Source organism: Nocardioides sp. S5 (genome assembly GCF_017310035.1).
Lineage (GTDB): Bacteria > Actinomycetota > Actinomycetes > Propionibacteriales > Nocardioidaceae > Nocardioides.
Map to the genome: position 1 here is coordinate 1253648 of NZ_CP022296.1, position 20758 is coordinate 1274405.

18 protein-coding genes are annotated in these 20758 nt (G+C 72.0%); 15 read left to right on the plus strand and 3 right to left on the minus strand.

Annotated features, from left to right (window positions below; genetic code table 11):
• The first annotated feature begins 30 nt into the window (after positions 1-30).
• From CFI00_RS06195 to CFI00_RS06225, 7 genes are all read left to right on the plus strand, one after another.
• Positions 31-672 carry an alpha/beta fold hydrolase gene (locus tag CFI00_RS06195; protein WP_207084378.1) on the plus strand — a complete coding sequence of 214 codons (642 nt, stop codon included), beginning with the start codon at positions 31-33 and terminating at the stop codon, positions 670-672.
• A 261-nt stretch (positions 673-933) separates the two neighbouring features.
• Complete coding sequence (locus CFI00_RS06200) at positions 934-2361, plus strand: solute carrier family 23 protein (protein ID WP_207084379.1); 1428 nt, start codon at positions 934-936, stop codon at positions 2359-2361.
• The gene (locus tag CFI00_RS06205) at positions 2358-3200 is read left to right on the plus strand and encodes an FAD binding domain-containing protein (RefSeq protein WP_207084380.1); all 843 of its coding nucleotides are present in this window, start codon (positions 2358-2360) and stop codon (positions 3198-3200) included. Before CFI00_RS06200 ends, CFI00_RS06205 begins: the two co-directional genes overlap by 4 nt.
• A gap of 76 nt (positions 3201-3276) precedes the next feature.
• The gene (locus tag CFI00_RS06210; protein ID WP_207084381.1) at positions 3277-3789 is read left to right on the plus strand and encodes a (2Fe-2S)-binding protein; all 513 of its coding nucleotides are present in this window, start codon (positions 3277-3279) and stop codon (positions 3787-3789) included.
• Positions 3786-6182 (plus strand): aerobic carbon-monoxide dehydrogenase large subunit, encoded by a 2397-nt coding sequence (gene cutA, locus CFI00_RS06215; protein WP_207084382.1) that lies wholly within the window; start codon positions 3786-3788, stop codon positions 6180-6182. Before CFI00_RS06210 ends, cutA begins: the two co-directional genes overlap by 4 nt.
• A complete protein-coding gene (locus CFI00_RS06220) occupies positions 6179-6850 on the plus strand; it encodes a carbon monoxide dehydrogenase subunit G (protein ID WP_207084383.1) in 672 nt (223 codons plus the stop codon). The genes cutA and CFI00_RS06220 overlap by 4 nt, the downstream gene beginning before the upstream one ends.
• Before the next feature lie 4 nt (positions 6851-6854).
• Complete coding sequence (locus CFI00_RS06225) at positions 6855-8249, plus strand: amidase (protein ID WP_207084384.1); 1395 nt, start codon at positions 6855-6857, stop codon at positions 8247-8249.
• A 437-nt stretch (positions 8250-8686) separates the two neighbouring features.
• Here CFI00_RS06225 and CFI00_RS06230 read toward each other — a convergent pair whose 3' ends face one another.
• Positions 8687-9034 (minus strand): hypothetical protein, encoded by a 348-nt coding sequence (locus CFI00_RS06230; protein ID WP_207084385.1) that lies wholly within the window; start codon positions 9032-9034, stop codon positions 8687-8689.
• A 157-nt stretch (positions 9035-9191) separates the two neighbouring features.
• Here CFI00_RS06230 and CFI00_RS06235 point away from each other — a divergent pair, with 157 nt between their 5' ends.
• Genes CFI00_RS06235 through CFI00_RS06250 form a run of 4 tightly spaced genes read left to right on the plus strand, consistent with a single transcriptional unit; the run spans position 9192 to position 14770 of the window.
• Positions 9192-11291, plus strand: coding sequence for a hydantoinase/oxoprolinase family protein (locus CFI00_RS06235; protein WP_207084386.1), 2100 nt, complete (start codon positions 9192-9194; stop codon positions 11289-11291).
• Positions 11288-13300 carry a hydantoinase B/oxoprolinase family protein gene (locus CFI00_RS06240; RefSeq protein WP_207084387.1) on the plus strand — a complete coding sequence of 671 codons (2013 nt, stop codon included), beginning with the start codon at positions 11288-11290 and terminating at the stop codon, positions 13298-13300. Before CFI00_RS06235 ends, CFI00_RS06240 begins: the two co-directional genes overlap by 4 nt.
• 5 nt (positions 13301-13305) lie before the next feature.
• Positions 13306-13992: an NAD(P)H-binding protein gene (locus tag CFI00_RS06245; RefSeq protein WP_207084388.1), complete on the plus strand. Its 687-nt coding sequence runs from the start codon at positions 13306-13308 to the stop codon at positions 13990-13992.
• Between the two features lie 19 nt (positions 13993-14011).
• Entirely contained in the window at positions 14012-14770 is a 759-nt protein-coding gene (locus CFI00_RS06250) for a class I SAM-dependent methyltransferase (RefSeq protein ID WP_207084389.1), read from the plus strand.
• 33 nt (positions 14771-14803) lie between these two features.
• Here CFI00_RS06250 and CFI00_RS06255 read toward each other — a convergent pair whose 3' ends face one another.
• Together CFI00_RS06255 and CFI00_RS06260 are read right to left on the minus strand one after the other, a co-directional pair.
• Positions 14804-15448 carry a response regulator transcription factor gene (locus tag CFI00_RS06255; protein WP_207084390.1) on the minus strand — a complete coding sequence of 215 codons (645 nt, stop codon included), beginning with the start codon at positions 15446-15448 and terminating at the stop codon, positions 14804-14806.
• Positions 15445-16422: a sensor histidine kinase gene (locus tag CFI00_RS06260; protein ID WP_207084391.1), complete on the minus strand. Its 978-nt coding sequence runs from the start codon at positions 16420-16422 to the stop codon at positions 15445-15447. Before CFI00_RS06260 ends, CFI00_RS06255 begins: the two co-directional genes overlap by 4 nt.
• Before the next feature lie 68 nt (positions 16423-16490).
• On the opposite strand from CFI00_RS06260, the gene CFI00_RS06265 reads away from it, so the two are divergent.
• From CFI00_RS06265 to CFI00_RS06280, 4 genes are read left to right on the plus strand one after another with little or no spacing between them, the layout of a single operon-like run.
• Positions 16491-17042, plus strand: coding sequence for a hypothetical protein (locus CFI00_RS06265; RefSeq protein WP_207084392.1), 552 nt, complete (start codon positions 16491-16493; stop codon positions 17040-17042).
• Positions 17039-18559, plus strand: a complete 1521-nt coding sequence (locus CFI00_RS06270) for a potassium/proton antiporter (RefSeq protein WP_207084393.1) — start codon at positions 17039-17041, stop codon at positions 18557-18559. The genes CFI00_RS06265 and CFI00_RS06270 overlap by 4 nt, the downstream gene beginning before the upstream one ends.
• Positions 18560-18607: 48 nt before the next feature.
• On the plus strand, positions 18608-19543 hold the full coding sequence (gene arcC, locus CFI00_RS06275; RefSeq protein ID WP_207084394.1) for a carbamate kinase: 936 nt from the start codon (positions 18608-18610) through the stop codon (positions 19541-19543).
• Between the two features lie 27 nt (positions 19544-19570).
• Positions 19571-20677, plus strand: coding sequence for a ring-opening amidohydrolase (locus tag CFI00_RS06280; protein ID WP_207084395.1), 1107 nt, complete (start codon positions 19571-19573; stop codon positions 20675-20677).
• The last annotated feature ends 81 nt before the right edge of the window (positions 20678-20758 follow it).

Here is a 20758-nt window from a genome sequence, read left to right on the forward strand (position 1 = left end):
GCGGCACATGAAGTCGGTACGTTCGACGCCATGAGGTTCTACGTCCACGGGGCCGGACGCGCCGGCCGTGAGGCCTGGCCCGCGCAGTCGGACGACGGCGCCGTCTTCGCCGACCACTCCGCCGCGACCACGGCGTCGGACAAGGCAAGGCTCCTGCGCGAGCAGTGCCCGCCGCGGGACGTCGTGCTGGTCGCCCACTCGCTCGGCGCGGTGCCAGCCGCACTCGGGCTCGACGTGCCGTCGTTGTCGCACGTCGTCCTTCTCGAGCCGGCGCTCTACGACGTCGCTCGCGGCGTCGTCGCCGTGGAGGAGCACATCGCCGCGATGACCGCCGCGCGCAAGGCGGCCGACGCAGGCGACCTGTTCGGCTACTGGCAGGTGGTCGCGCCGCTGATGTTCGGGCGACCGGCGACCGACGAGGCGTGGGAGGAGGACGAGCCCCTGGCGGCGCGTTTCGCCGCCGTCGAACGACCGTGGGGACACGGCATCGACGCGACCGTCTTCGGTGCCGTGCCGGCGCTCGTCGTGACGGGCGCCTGGAACGACGAGTACGAGGCGATAGGCGAGCGTCTCGCTGTTGCCGGCGCCTCGCACGTCCACCTGACAGGTCATCGGCACCGGCCCCAGGACCACCCCGGCTTCGAGGGCCTGGTCGCCGACTTCGTCTCCTAGGACAGCCGCGTCAGCGTTCGCCCCGCGGTCCTGGGCCTCCGGCGGGCCGCAGCGAGAGGCGCTGGGAGCGGATCGGGTCGGGTGGCCAGTCGTCGAGGACGAGGGGCTGGTCCATGCCGGGAGGGCAGCGCTGACCCGCGCAAGAACTTGTCATCACATGTGGTGTTCCTTCGGCAGGTATCGCCAGTGAGGCCGTGTGATGTGGCGCACTAGTTTGAGGCCTCTCGGGTACCCACCCCTGCTAAATCTGGAGGCTGCACAATGTCGATGTTCAAGTGGGAAGTGGTCGATCCCGCACCGGGTGAGTCGGTGCTTCCGCTCCAGCGGTTGCCGTGGGGGAAGACGATCGGCCTGGGTGCCCAGCACGTGGTCGCCATGTTCGGCGCCACCTTCGTCTTCCCGCTCGTGATGGGGCTCGACGCCAACCTCGCGATCATGTTCTCGGGCCTCTGCACGATCCTGTTCCTGCTCATCGTGCAGAACCGGGTGCCGAGCTACCTCGGCACGAGCGCCTCGTTCGTGGCCTCGGTCGCGGCGATCCGCGCGCTCGACGAGGGCAACGACTCCTCCTACGTCACCGGCGCGATCCTGGTCGGCGGCCTCGTGCTCGCCGCGGTCGGCGTGCTGGTGCACTTCGCGGGTGCCGGCCTGATCCACAAGATCCTGCCGCCCGCCGTCACCGGCGCCGTCGTGATGCTCATCGGCTTCAACCTCGCGCCCGTCGTGGCCGGCATCTACTGGCCCCAGGACCAGTGGATCGCGCTGCTGACAGCCGCCTTCATGGTCTTCGCCGCCGTCGCGCTGCCGGGCTTCTGGTCGCGCATCGCGGTCTTCCTCGCGCTCGTCTTCGGCTACGTGCTCTCGTGGGTCTTCGACCTCGTCTTCGGCCCCATCACCTCCGTCCTCGGCGGCGCCACCGAGGCGACCGAGCACGACCGGCTCTTCGCGATCAGCAACGTCGGTGACGCCGCGTGGTTCGGCCTGCCGTCGGGCACCCTGGCCGACGGCGTGTCCGTCGTCCACGGCCCGTCCTTCTCGCTCACCGCGATCCTGCTGGTACTGCCCGGCGTGATCGCCCTCGTCGCGGAGAACACTGGCCACGTGAAGGCCGTCGCGGAGATGACCGGGGAGGACCTCGACCCCTACATGGGCCGCGCCATCGGCGCCGACGGCATCGCCACCGCCTTCGCCAGCGCGTTCGGCGGCTCGCCCACCACGACGTACGCCGAGAACATCGGCGTCATGGGCGCCACGCGGGTCTACTCCTCCGCTGCCTACTACGTCGCCGCGGGCGTCGCCATCCTCCTGGGCCTCTGCCCGAAGTTCGGCGCGGTCGTCAACGCCACCCCCGGAGGCGTCCTGGGCGGCATCACGGTTGTGCTCTACGGAATGATCGGACTGGTGGGAGCCAAGATCTGGGTCGAGAACAACATCGACTTCGGCAACCCCGTCAACATGGTCGGCCTCTCGGCCGGCCTGATCGCCGGCATCGGCGGCGTGACGCTCACCTTCGGTGACGACTTCGAGCTCGGCGGCATCGCCCTCGGCACGATCCTGGTCATCGTGTTCTTCCACATGGTCAAGGGCCGCGGCGGCCACGGCGCCGGCAACGTGACCCGCAACCTCAGCCACCCCGACTACGACGGCGGCGTCGACGACGCAGCCTCCGGAGGCACCGCTCCCCGATGAAGCCTGCACCCTTCGCCTACCTGCGTCCGTCCACCCTCGAGGAAGCCCTCGCGGCGCTCGCGGGGGAGCAGGGGGCGAAGGTGCTGGCCGGCGGCCAGTCCCTGGTCCCGCTGCTGTCCATGCGGCTGGCCGCGCCGTCGATGCTCATCGACATCAACGCCCTGCCGGACCTCGGCCACGTCAGCTGCGACGAGGCCGGGGTCCGGGTGGGGGCCCTCGCCCGCCACGCCCGCGTGCTCGCCTCGCCCGAGGCGGCGAGCACCCAGCCGCTCGTCGCGATGGCGCTGGCCAACGTGGCCCACCCGACGATCCGCAACCGCGGCACCACCGTCGGCTCGATCGTGCACGCCGACGCCGCCGCCGAGATGCCCATGGTGCTGCGGCTCCTGGAGGGATCGGTGGACGTCGCGTCGGTGCGCGGTCGGCGTACGATCCCGGCCGCCGAGCTCTTCGCCGGCCCGCTCGAGTCCACGCTGGCCGACGACGAGATCGCGGTCGAGGCGTTCTTCCCGGCGCTCGCGCCCGGTGCGGGAGTGGCCTTCCAGGAGATCTCGCGCCGCCACGGCGACTATGCCCTCGCCGGTGTCGCCGCCCTCGTCGAGCTGGAGGGCGACGAGGTCGTCCGGGCCCGTCTCGGCTACCTCTCGGTGAGCGACGTGCCCGTCGTGGTCGACGTCAGCGACTCGCTCGACGACCCCGCTGGCGCAGCCCTGGCCGAGCTCGAGCCGGTCGACGACATCCACGCCACCGCCGACTACCGCGCGCACCTGGTGCGCGTGCTGACCCCCCGCGTGCTGTCCGCCGCGACCGACCACGCCCGGCAAAGGATGAACGCATGAGCGAGCGCAGCGAGCGAATCAGTCAACACAGCGCGACATGTGCCTCATGCGCGCACGGAGCGAAGCGAGTACGTGCATGAGCGAGCGAACCGAGCAGATCCACGACGTCCGCCTGCACGTCAACGGCTCCGTCCACGAGGTACGCGTCCCCGCGCGCCGCCTGCTGTCCGACGCGCTGCGCCACGACTGCGGCCTGACCGGCACCCACGTCGGCTGCGAGCACGGCGTGTGCGGCGCGTGCACCGTGCTGGTCGACGGCGCACCGATGCGTTCGTGCCTGATGCTGGCGGTCTCGGCGGTGGACGCCGAGATCACCACCGTCGAGGGCCTCACCGAGGACGACGGCACGCCGCAGGGCCGGCTCAGCCCGGTGCAGCAGGCCTTCTCCGACTGCCACGGCCTGCAGTGTGGCTTCTGCACCCCCGGCTTCCTCACCACCATCACCGCCGGGCTCGAGGACAACCCCGACCCGACCGAGGACGAGGCGCGGGAGATGATCGCGGGCAACCTGTGCCGCTGCACCGGCTACCAGAACATCGTGAAGTCGGTGCTCCGCGCAGCCGAGCTGGGGAAGGGCGAGCGCGCATGACCACCAAGCTGTTCGGCACCAAGGTAGCCCGCGTCGAGGACCAGCGCTTCCTGCGCGGCCAGGGCCGCTACGTCGACGACCTCCTCCACGACGACCCGCGGCTGCTGCACGCCGCGGTGCTCCGCTCGCCCCACGCGCACGCGCGCATCACCGACATCGACGTCTCCGACGTGCTCGACGTCGAGGGCGTGGTGGCGGTGTGGACCCACGACGACCTCACCGACGCGATGGCCGAGCCGCTCCCGCTGCTCATCCCGCACCCGTCGCTGACCCACGGCCGCACGCAGTACGCCCTGGCGAAGGACGAGGTGAACTACGTCGGCGAGGCGATCGCCTTCGTGGTCGCCGTCGACCGCTACGTCGCCGAGGACGCCGTCGCGCGGATCCGGGTCACGTATGAGCAGCTCGAGCCGGTGGTCGGCATCGACGCCGCCCGTGCGGCGAGGCGAGTGGTGCACGACGACGTGCCCGACAACGTCGGCGCGCGGATGGAGCAGGAGAACGGCGACGCCCGTGCGGCCATCGCCGACGCGCCCCACACCCTCGTCCTCGACCTCGACATCGAGCGGTCCGCCTGCACGCCGATGGAGGGTCGCGGCACCGTCGCCCGCTGGGACCCCGACACCAGCCGGCTGACGGTCTGGTCGTCCACGCAGACCTCCACCGGCGTGCGCGGCTGCGTGGCCGCCAAGCTCGGCCTCGACCTGGCCAAGGTCGACGTCATCACCCCCGACGTCGGCGGTGGCTTCGGCGTCAAGGTCGTGCACCCCTGGCCCGAGGAGCTCCTCGTCCCGCTGGCGGCGAAGACGCTGGGCCGGCCTGTGAAGTTCACCGAGGACCGCCGCGAGCACTTCATCTCCTCGGCCCACGAACGGGCGCAGCAGCACCACGTCGAGGTCGGCTTCGACGACGACGGCCGCGTGCTGGGGCTCAACGTCGAGTTCTGGCACGACCACGGCGCCTACACGCCGTACGGCCTGATCGTCCCGATCATCACCTCGACGCAGCTGCTCGGTCCCTACAAGCCGCTCAACTACCGGGTCGTCTTCGAGTCGCTCTACACCAACACCGTCATCGTGACGCCCTACCGCGGCGCCGGTCGCCCGCAGGGCTGCTTCGTGATGGAGCGGACCATGGACGCGATCGCGGCCTACCTCGGCAAGGACCGCACCGAGGTGCGCAGCACCAACTTCATCCAGCCCGATGAGTTCCCCTACGAGCACGGCCTGATCTTCCAGGACGGCCGCGAGCTGACCTACGACTCGGGCGACTACCCGGCCTCGCTGGAGAAGCTCAAGGCGCTGGTCGGCTGGGACGAGTTCGAGGACTTCCGCGCCGAGATGGCCGCGCAGGGACGTCGCGTCGGCATCGGCCTGGCCTGCTACGTCGAGGGCACCGGTGTCGGCCCCTACGAGGGCGCCCACGTGCACGTCGAGACCTCCGGCAAGGTCAAGGTCGCCACTGGGCTCACCACGCAGGGCCAGGGCCACCAGACCGCGTTCGCGCAGATCGTGGCCGACACCCTCGGCGTGCGCTTCGAGGACGTCGAGATCACCACCGGCGACACCCGCAAGATGCCGTACGCCGTGGGCACCTTCGCCTCGCGCGCCGCGGTGATGAGCGGCTCCGCGATCCACCTCGCCGCGCTGCGCGCGAAGGAGAAGGCGCTGCGGATCGCTGCCGAGGCGCTGGAGGCGGCCGAGGAGGACCTCGAGATCGTCGACGGCGTCGTGAGCGTCAAGGGCACCGACGCGAGCATCGACCTCGGCACCGTCGCGGTCCTGTCCAACCCGTTGCGCTACGCCTTCGACGAGGCGTCCAAGGCCGCCACGCAGTTCAGCGTCGGCGACCCCGGCAAGCCGCCGGTGGCCGAGGACGACGAGCCGGGCCTGGAGGGCAAGGACTTCTACTCCCCGCCGCGCTCGACCTTCGCCAACGGCATGCACGCGGTGATCGTGGAGACCGATCCCGACACCGCGGAGATCACCATCCTCAAGTACGCCGTCGTCCATGACTGCGGGCACCTGATCAACCCGATGATCGTCGAGGGCCAGATCCACGGCGGCGTCGCGCAGGGCGTGGGCGGTGCGCTCTACGAGCGGATGGCCTACGACGAGTCCGGGCAGCTGCTCAACGCCTCCTTCATGGACTTCCTCATGCCCTACGCCTCCGAGGTGCCGACCAGCATCGACATCGACCACCTCGAGACCCCGTCGCCCCTCAACCCGCTCGGCATCAAGGGCGCCGGCGAGGCGGGCGTCATCCCGTCCGCCGCCGTGTTCGCCGCGGCGATCGAGGACGCCGAAGGCTTTCCCATCACGGCGATGCCCATCTCGCCGTCCGAGCTGTACGCGCTGCGCCTGACGCACGCCGATATCGAGGAGACCCCGTGAAGTTCACCGGAGAGAACGTCCTGGCCGCACCCGTCGAGAAGGCGTGGGACGCGCTCCTCGACCCGGCGGTGCTCGTGCGCACCATCCCGGGCTGCGAGAAGCTCGAGGCGACGGGGGAGAACGCCTACGCGATGACGGTCACCGCCGGTGTCGCCTCGATCAAGGGCACCTACGCCGGCTCGTGCGAGCTGCGCGACCTCGTCCAGCACGAGTCGCTCGTGATGAAGCTCGACGGAGCCGGGGCCCCGGGCACGATCGGTGCGACGGTCAACGTGCGCTTCACGCCCGAGGGCTCCTCGACGCGGATCTCGTACGACGCCGACGCCGTCGTCGGCGGGATGATCGGCGGTGTCGGGCAGCGCATGCTCACCAGCGTCTCGCGGCGGATGGCCGGGGAGTTCTTCGGCAACGTCGACGGGGTGCTCGCAGGCACCGCCCCCGCGCCCGCTGCTGTGGCGGGTGCGCCCGTCCCGACGGGCACAGGTGCGCCGGCCGCGGCCGGCCAGGTCTTCACCGCCCCGGCTCCGGCTCCCGCGGCCGCCTCGCGCCAGGAGTTCCTCACCGGCGTCGCCGTCGGTGCCGGCCTCGTCGTCCTCGGCGTCGTGGTGGGCGGGATCTTCCCTTCGCGACGGGCGTTGGACGCCCTCCTCAGGACGAGCGGCCGCTGACGCGATGAGCGACCTCTCCGTCGACTCCACCGCACGCGCCCAGGCGGCCGCCGTACGCTCCGGTGACATCTCGGCCTCCGAGCTGCTCGAGCTGCACCTCGACCGCATCGAGGAGCGCAACCCCGAGCTCAACGCGATCGTGTCGCTGGACGCCGAGCGCGCGCGGGCCTGGGCGGCCGTCGCCGACCAGGCGCAGGCCTCGGGCGAGGTGGTCGGCCCGCTGCACGGCCTGCCCTTCGCGGTGAAGGACACCCACGCCCTCAAGGGCTGGCGCACGACCTACGGCTCGCCGATCTTCGCCGACTCCGTCGCCGACCACGACGACCTGCTCGTCGAGCGCGTGCGCGCGGCCGGCGCGGTCTTCGTGGGCAAGACCAACGTGCCGGAGTTCGCCGCGGGGTCGCACACCTTCAACACCGTCTTCGGCGTCACCCGCAACCCGGTCGACCCGACCCGCTCCGCCGGTGGCTCGAGCGGCGGAGCAGCGTGTGCCCTGGCGTCGGGGATGGTGCCCCTGGCCGACGGCTCGGACATGGGCGGCTCGCTGCGCAACCCGGCGTCGTTCTGCGGCGTCGTGGGCATGCGGCCCTCGCTCGGCCGGGTGCCGGAGTGGCCGCTCTACAACCAGTGGGAGACCACGTCCGTGGGTGGGCCGATGGCCCGCAACGTCGGCGACCTCGCCCTGCTGCTCTCCGTGCTCGCCGGCCCCGACCCGCGCGCCCCGCACGCCCTCGGCGACCCCGGCGCCACCTTCGCCCCCGAGCTGCGGTCGGCCCCGCTGGCCGGCCTGCGGGTGGCCTGCTCGGTGGACCTCGGCGGCGCCCTCGTCGTCGACCACGCGGTCGCGGACGTCGTACGCGCCACCGCGACGCGGCTCTCGGACGCCGGCGCGGCCGTCACCGACACAGCCCCTGACCTCTCCCTGGCCGACGACACCTTCCGCACGCTGCGGGCCTGGCACCTCCAGGCCAAGCTCGGCGCGATGCTGGCCGAGCACCCGACGTCGTTCAAGCCCTCGCTCGAGGCCAACATCCGGGCGGGGGAGTCGCTGACCGGCGCCGACGTCGCACGGGCCTACTCCCAGCGCACCTCGCTGTCGGAGACGGTGCGGCTCTTCTTCGGCGAGCACGACGTGCTCCTGCTGCCGACCTCGCAGGTCCCGCCGTTCCCGGTGGAGCAGGAGTTCCCCGAGTCGATCAACGGCCAGGAGATGCCCGACTACCTGGCCTGGATGCGGTCGGCCTACTTCATCACCGTCACCGGCTGCCCGGCGATCTCGGTGCCCGCCGGCACGACCCCGAACGGCCTGCCCGTCGGCGTCCAGCTCGTCGCGCGCCACGGCGCCGACCGGCAGCTGCTCGAGGTCGCCGCGGCGGTGGAGGAGCTCCTCGCCGGCTGACGCCTGTGCACACACCTGTGGACAAGCCTGTGTAGGAAGGCATCCGCCTGGGGACGACGGGCCCTTTCCTGTGCACGACACGCCGACGGCGCAGAACCCGTGAAGACCAGTGCCGAACGTCCCTTGCGGGCGGTGTCGCGCAGGCGTAGAACTGGTCCCACGCAGCCCCGCAAGGGGAGGCGGGACAGCTCCGGGAGGAGGGTCCGTACGACGAGCACCGGTTCGCCCGGGGCACGTCGCAGGCACCGGGTGATGCGGTGGCTGGGACCTCACAGCACGGAGTGGTCGACCGGGACATCACCACGACCGGTCAGCTGATGACCCGGACGCTTCGGCGGCCCAGCCATCAGGAGAAGGGCCCTTGGCGCTCATACCGCTGAGGGCCCTTCTTCGCGTGTGCGGGGGCAGCTCGACAGGCGGAGCCACGGGAGGGCGGGTCAGGACGCGTTCATGATCCAGAACGGTCCGGCTGCGCCGACGAACGCGACGGTGATGCCGACCAGCATCACCACCGGGCGCCAGTAGACCCAGCCCCGGACGACCAGGGCGGCGCCCAGGGGCAGGAGCACGACGCCGAGCAGCGAGGGCTGGTTGTCCAGGTCCAGCAGCAGCCAGGCGTGCACGAGCAGCATCGTCGCCATCGCGGCGAGACCGGTGGTGACGCTGTTCCACGAGACCGGCGCCTGGGTGGTCGCGGTGCGGAAGGCGGTGCGGAAGGGCTGGGCGCGCAGACGCGCCAAGGACGCACGACGCGCCTCGAGGGCCGACTCACGACGGTTGGTCACGGGCCGATCATCCCTCTCGGCTCGGCGGAGCCCTGACACGCGCCGCCAGTTCTTCGCCTCCTTTGCACGGAACTGGCCAGCATCTGACATCGAATGCCGTTTCCGTCGGCAGTTTCTGCCGTGGTCCTCGCCACAGGTGGACGGTTGGATCCTTCTCATGAGCAATCGGCGGATCAGGATCGGCATCGACACCGGTGGCACGTTCACCGACGTGGTGGCCTTCGACGAGGACTCGGGCGAGCTGGTCACGACCAAGACCCCGAGCACCCCGGGCAACCCGGCGGACGGCTTCATCGCCGGCATCGAGAAGATCCTCGGGATCGTGGGCGCCGAGGGTGCCGACATCGCCGCGGTGTCGCACGGCACGACCGTGGCGACCAACAAGCTCCTCGAGGGCAAGGTCGAGGCGCTCGGCTTCATCACCACCGAGGGCTACGAGTTCATGCTGGAGATCGCGCGCCAGTCGGTGCCCGACGGCTACGGCAACTCCTACTTCTGGGTCAAGCCCGACCGCATCGTGCCGGCCGACCGGGTCCGCACCGTCGGCGGCCGCCTCGACTTCACCGGCGCCGAGGTGCGGCCCTTCGACGAGGAGTCTGCGGTCGCAGCGGCACGGTGGTTCCGCGACCGGGGCATCACCACCCTCGGCGTGTGCCTGCTCCACGCGTACGCCAACGACGAGCACGAGCTGCGCATGCGCGAGATCCTGCGCCGTGAGCACCCCGAGGCGGTCGTGTCGATCTCCAGCGAGGTGCTGCGCGAGTACCGCGAGTACGAGCGCGCGATGACCACGCTGGTGGACGCGGCAGTGAAGCCCAACGTCAGCCGCTACGTCACCAACATCTCCGAGCGTCTGGTGGACTTCACCGGCAACGAGATCCCGTTCTACGTCATGAAGTCCAACGGCGGCGTGCTGTCGGCCGACGAGGTCGTCCACCAGCCCATCACGACCGTGCTGTCCGGCCCGGCCGCCGGCGCGCTCGGCGCCGCGCTGATCGCCGAGGTCGCGGGCTTCCCGCGCATCCTCACCTGCGACGGCGGCGGCACCTCCACCGACGTCTCGGTCGTCCTCGACGGCGAGCCGACCCTCACCACCGAGGGCACCGTCGGTGCCTACCCGAGCAAGATCCCGATGATCGACGTCGTCACCGTCGGCGCGGGCGGCGGCTCCATCGCCTGGCTCTCGCCCGAGGGCACGCTGAAGGTCGGCCCCCACTCGGCCGGCGCCGACCCCGGCCCGCTCTGCTACGCCAAGGGCGGCACCAACCCGACCATCACCGACGCCCATGTCACCCTCGGTCGGATCCCTCCGCACCTGCTCGGCGGCGAGATCCCGCTGGACGTGGAAGCCGCGCGCGCCGGCATCGCCGACCTCGCCGACCGACTCGGCCTCGACTTCGAGCGCTGCGCCACCGGCATCCTCGAGATCTCCGCGTGGAACCAGGCCAACGCCCTGCGCCAGGTGAGCGTCAAGCGCGGCCTCGACGTGCGCGACTTCATGCTCACGACCTTCGGTGGCTCCGGCTCGTTGCTGGCCTGCCGCCTCGTCGACATCCTGGACCTCGCGGGCGTCGTCGTGCCGCCCAACCCGGGCAACGTGAGCGCCTTCGGCCTGCTCACCGTCGACGTGAAGAACGACTACGTCCAGACCCACGTCGCCAAGGAGTCCGCGCTCGACCACGCGGCCGTCCAGACGGTCCTCGACACCCTCACCGACCGGGCCCGCGAGGCGCTCGCCAAGGAGGGCTTCACCGAGGACCAGCACCAGTTCCACCGCACGATCGACGTGCGCTACGTCGGCCAGGCCTACGAGGTGCGCGTGGCCGCACCCGAGGGCGGCCCGGGACGGCAGATCGACGACGCGTACGTCGCCCACGTCGCCGACACCTTCCACGCCGAGCACCGCCAGCTCTACGGCTACGACTTCCGCGGCGACCCCACCCAGCAGGTCGAGTGGGTCAACCTGCGCGTCACCGGCATCGGGCCGATCACGCGGCCGGAGATCCCGACCCTCGACAAGGCAGACGGCACGGTGGAGGACCGCGCGGTGCGCGGCCGACGTCCGGTGTGCTTCGACCCCGAGCAGGGCTACGTCGACACCCCGGTCATCTGGCGCACCGACCTCGGCGCCGGCGACACCTTCACCGGCCCGGCCATCGTGGAGGAGTTCGGCTCCACCATCCCCGTCCACCCCGGCTTCGAGGTCGTGGTCGACGACTGGGCCAACCTCGTGATCCGGAAGGAGTCGGGCCGATGAGCACCAGCACGAGCACCGACGTCAGCACCCGCCCCGTGGACCCGGCGTACGTCACCGCGAAGCCGGTCAACCCGGCCGGCCTGCCCACGGCGTACGCGCACGGCGGGCGCCTCACGCCCGAGGGCTCGAGCGTCGACCCGATCCTCGTCGAGATCGTCCAGGGCACCCTCGCCAGCGTCGAGATGGAGGTCGAGACCGCGATCGGTCGCACCAGCCGCTCGCCGATGATCCGCGACGCCCACGACTTCCGCGCGGGCATCCACGACCGCCAGCTCCGCAAGCTCACCGGCCGGTCCTACAGCGCGCTCGTGCACCCGATCGTGCGCGACTTCCCGCTGGAGGAGATGCGCGAGGGCGACGTCTTCTTCCACAACGACGTCTACGAGTCCGAGGGCGGCATCGGCCACCTGCCCGACCTGTGCGTCACCGTGCCCGTCTTCCACGAGGGCGAGGTCGTGGCGTTCGTGCAGGCCTTCGGCCACCACGACGACATCGGGGGTGCGTGCCCCGGCTCGATGCCGAGCGGCGCGACCAGCGTCTACGAGGAGGGCCTCGCGGTCCCCCCGATCAAGCTGTGGGACGCGGGCGTGCCCAACAGGGCCGCGCTGCGGATCATGACGCGCAACTCGCGGATGCCCGACAGCCTGGCCGCCGACCTCGACGCCGAGTGCTCGGCCTGCCTGATGGGCGCACGCCGGCTCAGCGAGCTGTTCGAGCGCTACGGCCGCGAGGCGATCGAGACCTCCTTCGACGCGATCCTCGACGCGACCACCGAGACCTACCGCCGCGAGATCCTGTCCAAGATCCCCGACGGCACCTATGTGTGGGAGGACTACGCCGAGCACGACGGCGTCGACGAGCCGCAGCTGCACACGCAGCGGATCACCCTCACCAAGGTCAGCGACGCCCCGGCCGACCCCGAGAACGGGCGCCCCGCCGGGCCGCGGCTGATCATCGACTTCACCGGCACCAGCGCGCAGGCCAAGGGCCCGATCAACCACTGCGGCGACTACGTCGGCGGCAACTTCCTCAAGAAGTGGCTCGCCCCGATCCTGCGCAACCTCGCCGACACCCCCGAGCGGATGGCCGAGCTCGACGTCAACGAGGGCATCGTGCCGCTCATCGAGATGCGCTTCCCCGAGAAGGGCACCCTGCTCACCCCGATCCATCCCGGCCCGACCAACGCCCGCACCTTCGTGATCCTGCGCCTGCTGGGCGTGCTCGCGGGCGTCGTGGCCAAGGCGGTGGACGGCAGGATGCCGGCCGACCAGGAGACGATCCGCTACACCGGCGTCTACGGCAAGGACCTCGAGGGCAACGACTACCTCATGCGCGAGGTCCTCGGCGGCGGCTCCGGCGGTCGCTACTACGCCGACGGCGAGGACACCATCCACGTGGTGCCCGACTCCCGCAACCTGCCGACCGAGTTCACCGAGTCGCGCTTCCCCTTCATCGTCGAGCGCCTCGGCCTCGCGGTCGACTCCGGCGGAGCGGGGGAGTTCCGCGGCGGCCTGGGCTACGAGAAGCAGATCAGGATGCTCAAGGACGCGCACTTCATGTCCATCGCCGACCGCTCGATCCTGGCCTGCTGGGGCGTGCGCGGCGGCAAGGCCGGTGCTCCCTTCCAGGTCGTCATCGACCCGGGCGGCCCGGACGAGCGCGAGGTCGACGCCCTCGCCGACGCCGAGGTCATCCGCGCCGGCCAGGTCGTGCGGATCCGTACGACCGGTGGCGGCGGCTGGGGCGACCCGCTCGCCCGCGACCCCGAGCTCGTCGTGCGCGACGTCGTCTGGGGCAAGGTCTCGGCAGACGCCGCGCTTCGCGACTACGGCGTCGTGCTCACCGGTTCGCGTGACGGCGGCGACGTCGGTTTCGACGCCTCGGCGACGGAGGCCGAGCGCGCCGGCCGGGCGTCGTGGAGCCGCGAGGACGACGCGTTCTTCGACCGCGGTCCGGGCTATGCCGAGCTGGCCGACGGCGCGGCGTTCGCCGAGGTCGACAGGATCTGATCTGGATGTCGGCGTCGGTGCAGCGCGTCGCGGTGCTCGGCGGCCACGGCAAGACCGGCCGGGCCGTGTGCGACGCGCTCGCCGGCCGGGGCGTCGACGTCGTCGCGCTGGGACGCTCGGACTGGCCGGACCTCGCCGCGGCCGTGGCCGGGTGCGGGGCGGCGTACGTCATCGCGCCCAACCTGCACCCCGACGAGCTGGCGTACGTCCGCACGGCTCTCGCCGCGCTGGCCCGCGCCGGGGTCGGTCGCCTCGTCTACCACTCCGTCGCCTCGCCCTACGCGCCGGCGATGCCCCACCACCTCGGCAAGGCCGCGTCCGAGGACGTCGTGCGCCGCAGCGGGCTGGACTGGACGATCCTCCAGCCGGGCGCCTACCTGCAGAACCTCGACCTCACCGGCCAGCTCGAGCTGCCCTACTCGCCCGACGTCCCGTTCGGCTTCCTCGACCTCGCCGACCTCGGGCGGGCAGCGGCAACCGTGCTGACGGAGGAGGGGCACGTCGGGGCGACGTACGAGCTCGCCACCCGCGTCGCGACGGTCCGTGAGCTGGCCGACGAGGCGGGCGTCGCGGTGACGAGGGTGCCCGACCCCGGGACGGACCCGTGGCTGTCGGCGATGTTCGCCTACTACGACGCCCACGGGTTGCCGGCGGGGACGCGGGTGCTCGAGGCGCTGCTCGGCAGGGGCTGACCCGGCCTAGGGTGGCCCGGTGACCTCGCGAGCCCTGACCTTCGGATCGGTCGCGGCCGACTACGAGCGCTACCGCCCCGGCTATCCCGACGACGTGGTCGAGAGGGTGCTCGCGTACGCCGGGCGGCCCGTCACGACCGCCCTGGAGATCGGCGCGGGCACGGGGAAGGCGACGCGAGTGTTCGCCGGTCACGGCGTGCGAGTCACCGCGACGGACCCGGACGCCGCGATGCTCGCCGAGCTCGTGCAGCACGTGCCCGACTCGGTCCGCACGGTGCGGGCAGCGTTCGAGGACCTGCCGCTGACCACCACCTACGACCTGGTCTACGCGGCGGCCGCGCTGCACTGGACCCGGCCCGAAGGCCGGTGGGAGCGCGTGGCCGCCCTGCTGGAGCCGGGCGGCGTCGTCGCGTCGTTCGGGGCTCCCCGCGACCTCGCGGATCCGGCTGTCGAGGAGGCCCTGCGCCTCGCGCAGGCGCCCTGGGTCGAGGACGTCGAGGTGCCGGCACCGGACGGCGCCGCGGACGAAGGCGACCTGCAGTGGCCCAGCACCGAGATGGCGGCCTCGACCCTCTTCACCGACGTCACCGAGGTCGTGATCGAGGTCCGGACGACGGTGCCCGCGCGCGACTACGTCGGGCTGATGTCGACCGTCTCCGCCTTCCTCGTGCTGCCGCCGGCCGAGCGTCAGCAGGCGCTGGACCACGTCCTGGCCGCGCTGCCGCAGCAGGTCGAGGTGGTCGGTGACGTCCGGCTGCACCTGGCGCGCAGGGCCTGAGCGAGGCGCGATCGAGCGGGTCGGGCCGTCGACTCAGGGCTCGATCAGCCCGGCCCGGATGGCGTAGCGGGTCAGCTCCACCCGGTCGCGCATCCCGAGCTTGCCGAGGATGTTGGCCCGGTGGCCCTCGACGGTCTTGGGGGCGATGTGGAGCTCGCGGGCGATCTCCCGCGACGACCGGCCCTCCGCGATCAGCTTGATCACCTGGTCCTCGCGCGCGGTCAGCACCGAGGTCGGCACCCGCTCGCCACGCCGCAGCCGGTCGAGGTAGTCGCGCACCAGCGTGCTCTCGGCGCCGGGGTAGAGGAACGTCTCGCCGCGCATCGCCGCCCGGCACGCACCGACGAGGTCCTCGTCGGCGACCGACTTGAGGACGTAGCCACTGGCGCCGGCCTTCAGTGCACCGAAGAAGTACTGCTCGTTGTCGTGCATCGAGAGCATCAGGATCTTCGGCGGGTCCCGTCGCTGCGCGATCTCGGCGGCCGCCTGCAGACCGGTCATGCGCGGCATCGCGATGTCGAGCACGACGAGGTCGACCTCGGTGTCGCGGACCCGCTCCACGGCCTCGACGCCGTCGCCGGCCTCGGCCACGACCGACAGGTCCGGCTCCTGCTCGAGGATGAGGCGTACGCCGCGGCGCACGAGCGTGTGGTCGTCGGCGAGCAGGATGCGGATCATGCGCCCGCCTCCGAGGGCACGGCGAGCCGCACGGTCGTGCCGTGCCGCGGCTTGCTGACCACCGACAGCTCGGCGTGCACCAGCGCGGCGCGCTCGCGCATGCCCATCAGCCCCGAGCCCTCCACGAGGCCGTCGAAGCCGCGGCCGTCGTCGGTGACCTCGAGCACGACCCAGTCCGCCATCCGGCGCAGCGAGAGCTCGACCGCCCGTGCGTCGGCGTGGCGCGCGGCGTTGGTGAGAGCCTCCTGCGCGACCCGGTAGACGACGACCTCGACCTCGGGGCTGAGCGCCGGGAGCCCGGGTGCGAACGAGCGGCGCACGGCGGCCTTGCTGTGGTCGGAGAACTCGGTGGCGAGCGCGGCCAGCGCGCTGGTCAGGCCGAGGTCCTCCAGCACGCCGGGGCGCAGTCTGCGGGCGACGCTGCGTACGTCGTCGAGACCGGCACGGGCACTCTCGCGCACGGCCGCGAGGTCGGCGACGAGGTCGGTGGGGGCGCGTGCCTCGAGCTGCTTGAGGCCCAGCAGCACGACCGTGAGGCTCTGGCCCACCTCGTCGTGGAGCTCCTGAGCGATGCGGTGCCGCTCGGCCTCCTGCGCGGACAGCGCCCGGGCGTCCCCGGACCGACGCTCCTCGGCGAGCCGCCGCAGCAGTCCGTTGACGCTCTCGGCGATCCCGCGCACCGGCCCCGAGCCCTCCTCGGGCAGGTCGGTGGGCTCCAGCTGCCCGATGCCCTCCAGCCGTCCGATGAGGCGCGTGAGCGGTGCCAGCGCCTGACGGATCAGCAGGCCGTTGGCGAGCAGCATCACGGCCAGGCCGAGCCCGACCACGACGATCTCGGAGCGCACCGGGTCGGCCGACACGCTCGCGGGGGACAGCACGAGGACGAGGGTGGCGGCCACGAAGACGGCTGCGTTGATCGAGAAGATCGTCCAGAACAGCGGGAGATGGCCCGGCAGGCGCAGGGGATGGCGCATGCGCCCAGCGTCCCAGATGGGGCGCGGACCCCATGTGGTCCGGCGTCCGGGCCGCGGAGACTCGAAGCATGCCGCCGCCCGACGAGAGCTCCGCCATCGACCCCACCGGGACCGTGTGGGTCGTGTGGATCGTGATCGTCGGCCCGCTCCTGCTGTTCGTCGCCCTCTCGTGCGTACGACGCGTCGCGCCGGGAGAGCTGGTCGCGGTGGTGCGGCAGGGGCAGGTGGTCCGTTCGCGCCGTCGCGGCCTCCTCGCCCGCTGGCCGGGTGTGGAGCGGTTCGAACCGGTTCCCACCGCACCGCGTGTCCTGCCCCTGGTCGTCCGGTCCGGCACCCACGACGGGCTGGACGTGGTCGTGCTGGCCGACCTCGTCCTCGAGGTCCGTGCGGTCGCCGACGGGGCACGCCACCTGTCGGACGCGGACGTGGTGTGCGTCGCCGAGCAGGAGATGGGCAGGACCGTGCGCGCGCTGGACGTGACCACTGTCGTCGAGCAACCGGAGCAGCTGGCATCTGGGGTGCTGGAGCAGCTCGGCGGCCTGTTGCCCTCCGGGATGCACGCGCTCGAGCTCGAGGTGACCCGGATCGAGGCGCTGCTCACGCCACGGCGGGCGCGGTGAGTGCCGCCGAGCTCGACCTGGTCCTGCTGCTGACGACCGGGGTGCTCCTGGCGTCGCTGGCCGCAGTGCGGCTGCTGGCAGGCGCCGGCCTGCCCACGCTGCTCATCTTCCTGTGCGTCGGGCTGGCGATCGGCGAGGCGGGGCTCGGTCTGGAGTTCGAGGACGCCGGGCTCACCCAGGTGCTCGGCTCGGTGGCGCTGGCCGTGATCCTCGCCGAGGGCGGCTTCACCACGGACCTGCGCGTGGTGCGACCGGTCGGGTGGCTTGCGGGGGTGCTCGCCACGGTCGGCGTCTTCGTGTCGGTGGCGGTGACGTCAGGGCTCGCCTACCTCCTTCTCGACGTCGACGTGCGCACGGCCGTCCTGCTCGGCGCCGTCGTGTCGTCGACCGACGCGGCGGCGGTCTTCGCCGTGCTGCGCAAGATGCCGGTGACCGGGCGGCTGCGGGCCGTCGTCGAGGCCGAGTCCGGCTTCAACGACCCGCCCGTCATCATCCTCGTCACCGTGGTGACCTCCAGTGCGTGGAACGAGGCGGGAGTCGTGGGGGTGGGGGGCCAGATCCTCTACCAGCTGGTGGTGGGGGCGCTCCTCGGTGCCCTGGTCGCCGGCGCGGGCCAGTGGCTGCTGGTCCGCAGCGCACTTCCCGCGGCGGGGCTCTACCCGCTGGCGACGGTCGCGCTCACCTTCCTCGCCTTCGCCGTGGCAGGCGTGGCCGGCGCCAGCCCCTTCCTGGCGATCTACGTGGCCGGCCTCGTGCTCGGCAACGCCAGCCTCCCGCACCGAGGGAGCACGTCCGGGTTCGTGGAGTCCCTCGCCTGGCTCGCGCAGATCGGCCTCTTCGTCCTGCTGGGCCTGCTCGCGAGCCCGTCCCGGCTTCCCGACGCGCTGCCGGCGGCGCTCGTCGTCGGCGCCGCGCTGACCTTCCTCGCGCGACCCCTGTCGGTCATCGTCTGTGCCACGCCGTTCCGCGTCCCGTGGCGCGAGCAGGCGTTCATCAGCTGGGCCGGCCTGCGCGGCGCCGTGCCGATCGTCCTGGCCACGATCCCGATGGCCGTGGGACTCCAGGGGGCGGAGCGGGTCTTCGACGTCGTGTTCGTGCTGGTGGTGGTCTTCACCCTCGTCCAGGGGCCGACCCTGCCGTGGGTCGCCCGACGGCTCGGCGTGGCCGAGCCGGCTGTGCCCCGGGACGTCGCGATCGAGTCGGCGCCCCTCGACGAGCTGCACGCCACCCTGGTGCAGTTCTCCGTGGGCCCCGGGTCCCGTCTCGCCGGGGTGGAGGTCCTCGAGCTCCGACTGCCCGCCGGCTCGGTGGTGTCGCTGCTGCTCAGGGACGGTGAGGTGTTCGTCCCCGGCCCCACCACGGCCCTGCGGGTCGGCGACCACGCGCTGGTCGCCACCTCCCGGCAGCAGCGACGCGTGGTGGAGGAGCGCCTGCGCGCGGTGAGCAGGGCGGGACGCCTCGCCGGCTGGTACGACGCCTCACTGGCAACTCGTGCCCAGGAGTCCGCCGGGCGCTGACAACTCTTGCCGGTGGGAGGCGTGGCGCCGATCACTAGGGTCGAGCCCATGAGGGTCCTGCTCGCACTCGGCGGAAACGCCATGACCAACGCCGACGGGCGGGCACGTCCCGACGACCAGATCGCCGCCGCCCAGGTGGCGATGGCCGCGGTCGCCGGCCTCCTGGAGCACGACCACGACGTCGTCATCACCCACGGCAACGGCCCCCAGGTCGGCAACCTCCTGGTCAAGAACGAGCTGGCCGCGTCCGTCGTACCCCCCGTCCCGCTGGACTGGTGCGGCGCGCAGACGCAGGCGACCCTCGGGTTCGTGCTGATGGACGCCCTCGACGGCGAGCTCGCCGCCCGCGGGGTCGCGCGGCGCAGCGCCGCGGTGGTCACCCGCACGCTCGTCGACGCCGACGACGAGGGCTTCATCACCCCCACGAAGCCGATCGGTCGCCACCTGCCCGAGGCCGAGGCGCGGGTGCTGATGGACCACGGCGAGACCTGGCAGGACCGCGGCGACAAGGGCTGGAGGCGCGTGGTCGCCTCGCCCGAGCCGCTCGAGATCCTCGACGCCCCGGCGGTCCTCGCCCTGATCGAGGCCGGCTTCGTGGTGGTCGCCAACGGTGGTGGCGGCATCCCGCACGTACGCCGTCCCGACGGCTCGCTGGCCGGCGTCGAGGCCGTCATCGACAAGGACCTCGGCGCGGCCCTGCTCGCCGAGACCACCGACGCCGACGTCCTCGTGATCGCCACCGACGTGCCCAACGCGGTCATCCGCTGGGGCCGGCCGGACGCCGAGCCGCTCGGCACCCTCACCGTCGCCGACCTGCGGGCGCTCGCCGCCGAGGGCCACTTCGCCTCGGGCTCGATGGGCCCGAAGGTCGACGCGGTCTGCCGCTTCGTGGAGACGACCGGCAAGCGCGGCGTCATCACCAGCCTCGACCAGATCACCGCGGCCGTCGCCGGCGACGCCGGCACCGTCGTCGTACCCGCCTGAACCTGACTCCCCACCGAAAGGAAACCCATGCCCAGCGCCATTGAGGTCCGCAAGGTCCCGATCCACTCCGTCGCCGACGCCTCCGAGCTCACCAAGCTCATCGACGAGGGCGTCATCGCCGCCGACCGCGTCTTCGCGATCATCGGCAAGACCGAGGGCAACGGCGGTGTCAACGACTACACGCGGATCATCGCCGACCGCGCCTTCCGTGAGGCGCTCGTCGCCAGCGGCGCGGACCCCGAGCAGGTCAAGGGTGTCCCGATCGTGTGGTCGGGCGGCACGGACGGCGTCATCAGCCCCCACGCCACGATCTTCGCCACCACCGATGTCCCCGAGGACGACCCGTCGCGCGAGGAGATGCGGCTCACCGCCGGCTTCGCGATGAGCGAGCCGATCCTGCCCGAGGAGATCGGCTACACCGCGATGATCGAGAAGGTCGCCGCCGGCGTGAAGGTCGCCATGGAGCGCGCCGGGATCACCGACCCCGCCGACGTCCACTACGTGCAGACCAAGACCCCGCTGCTCACCATCCACACCATCCGCGACGCGAAGGCGCGCGGCAAGAAGGTCTGGACCGAGCACACCCACGAGTCGATGGACCTCTCCAACGGCGTCACCGGCCTCGGCATCGCCGTCGCGCTCGGTGAGATCGACATGCCCACCGACGCCGACGTGATGCACAACCGTGAGCTCTTCTCCTCGGTCGCGTCCTGCTCCTCGGGCGTCGAGCTCGACCAGGCCCAGATCGTCGTGGTCGGCAACGCCAAGGGCGTGGGCGGCAAGTACCGCATCGGCCACTCGGTGATGAAGGACGCGCTCGACGCCGACGGCATCTGGGAGGCCATCCGCACCGCGGGCCTCGACCTGCCCGAGCGCCCGCGCACCAGCGACCTCGACGGCAAGCTGGTCAACGTCTTCCTCAAGTGCGAGGCCAGCCAGGACGGCATGGTCCGTGGGCGCCGCAACGCGATGCTCGACGACTCCGACGTCCACTGGCACCGCCAGATCAAGGCCTGCGTCGGCGGCGTGACCGCCTCCGTGACCGGCGACCCGGCGGTCTTCGTGTCGGTCTCGGCCGCCCACCAGGGCCCCGAGGGTGGCGGCCCGGTCGCCGCGATCGTCGACGTCTCCTGATCCACCTCGCCTGATCCGAGGCACCTCCACGACACCCCGTCCGCGGGGCCGGCAGCGCATTGTCGGTCCCGCGTGATGGGG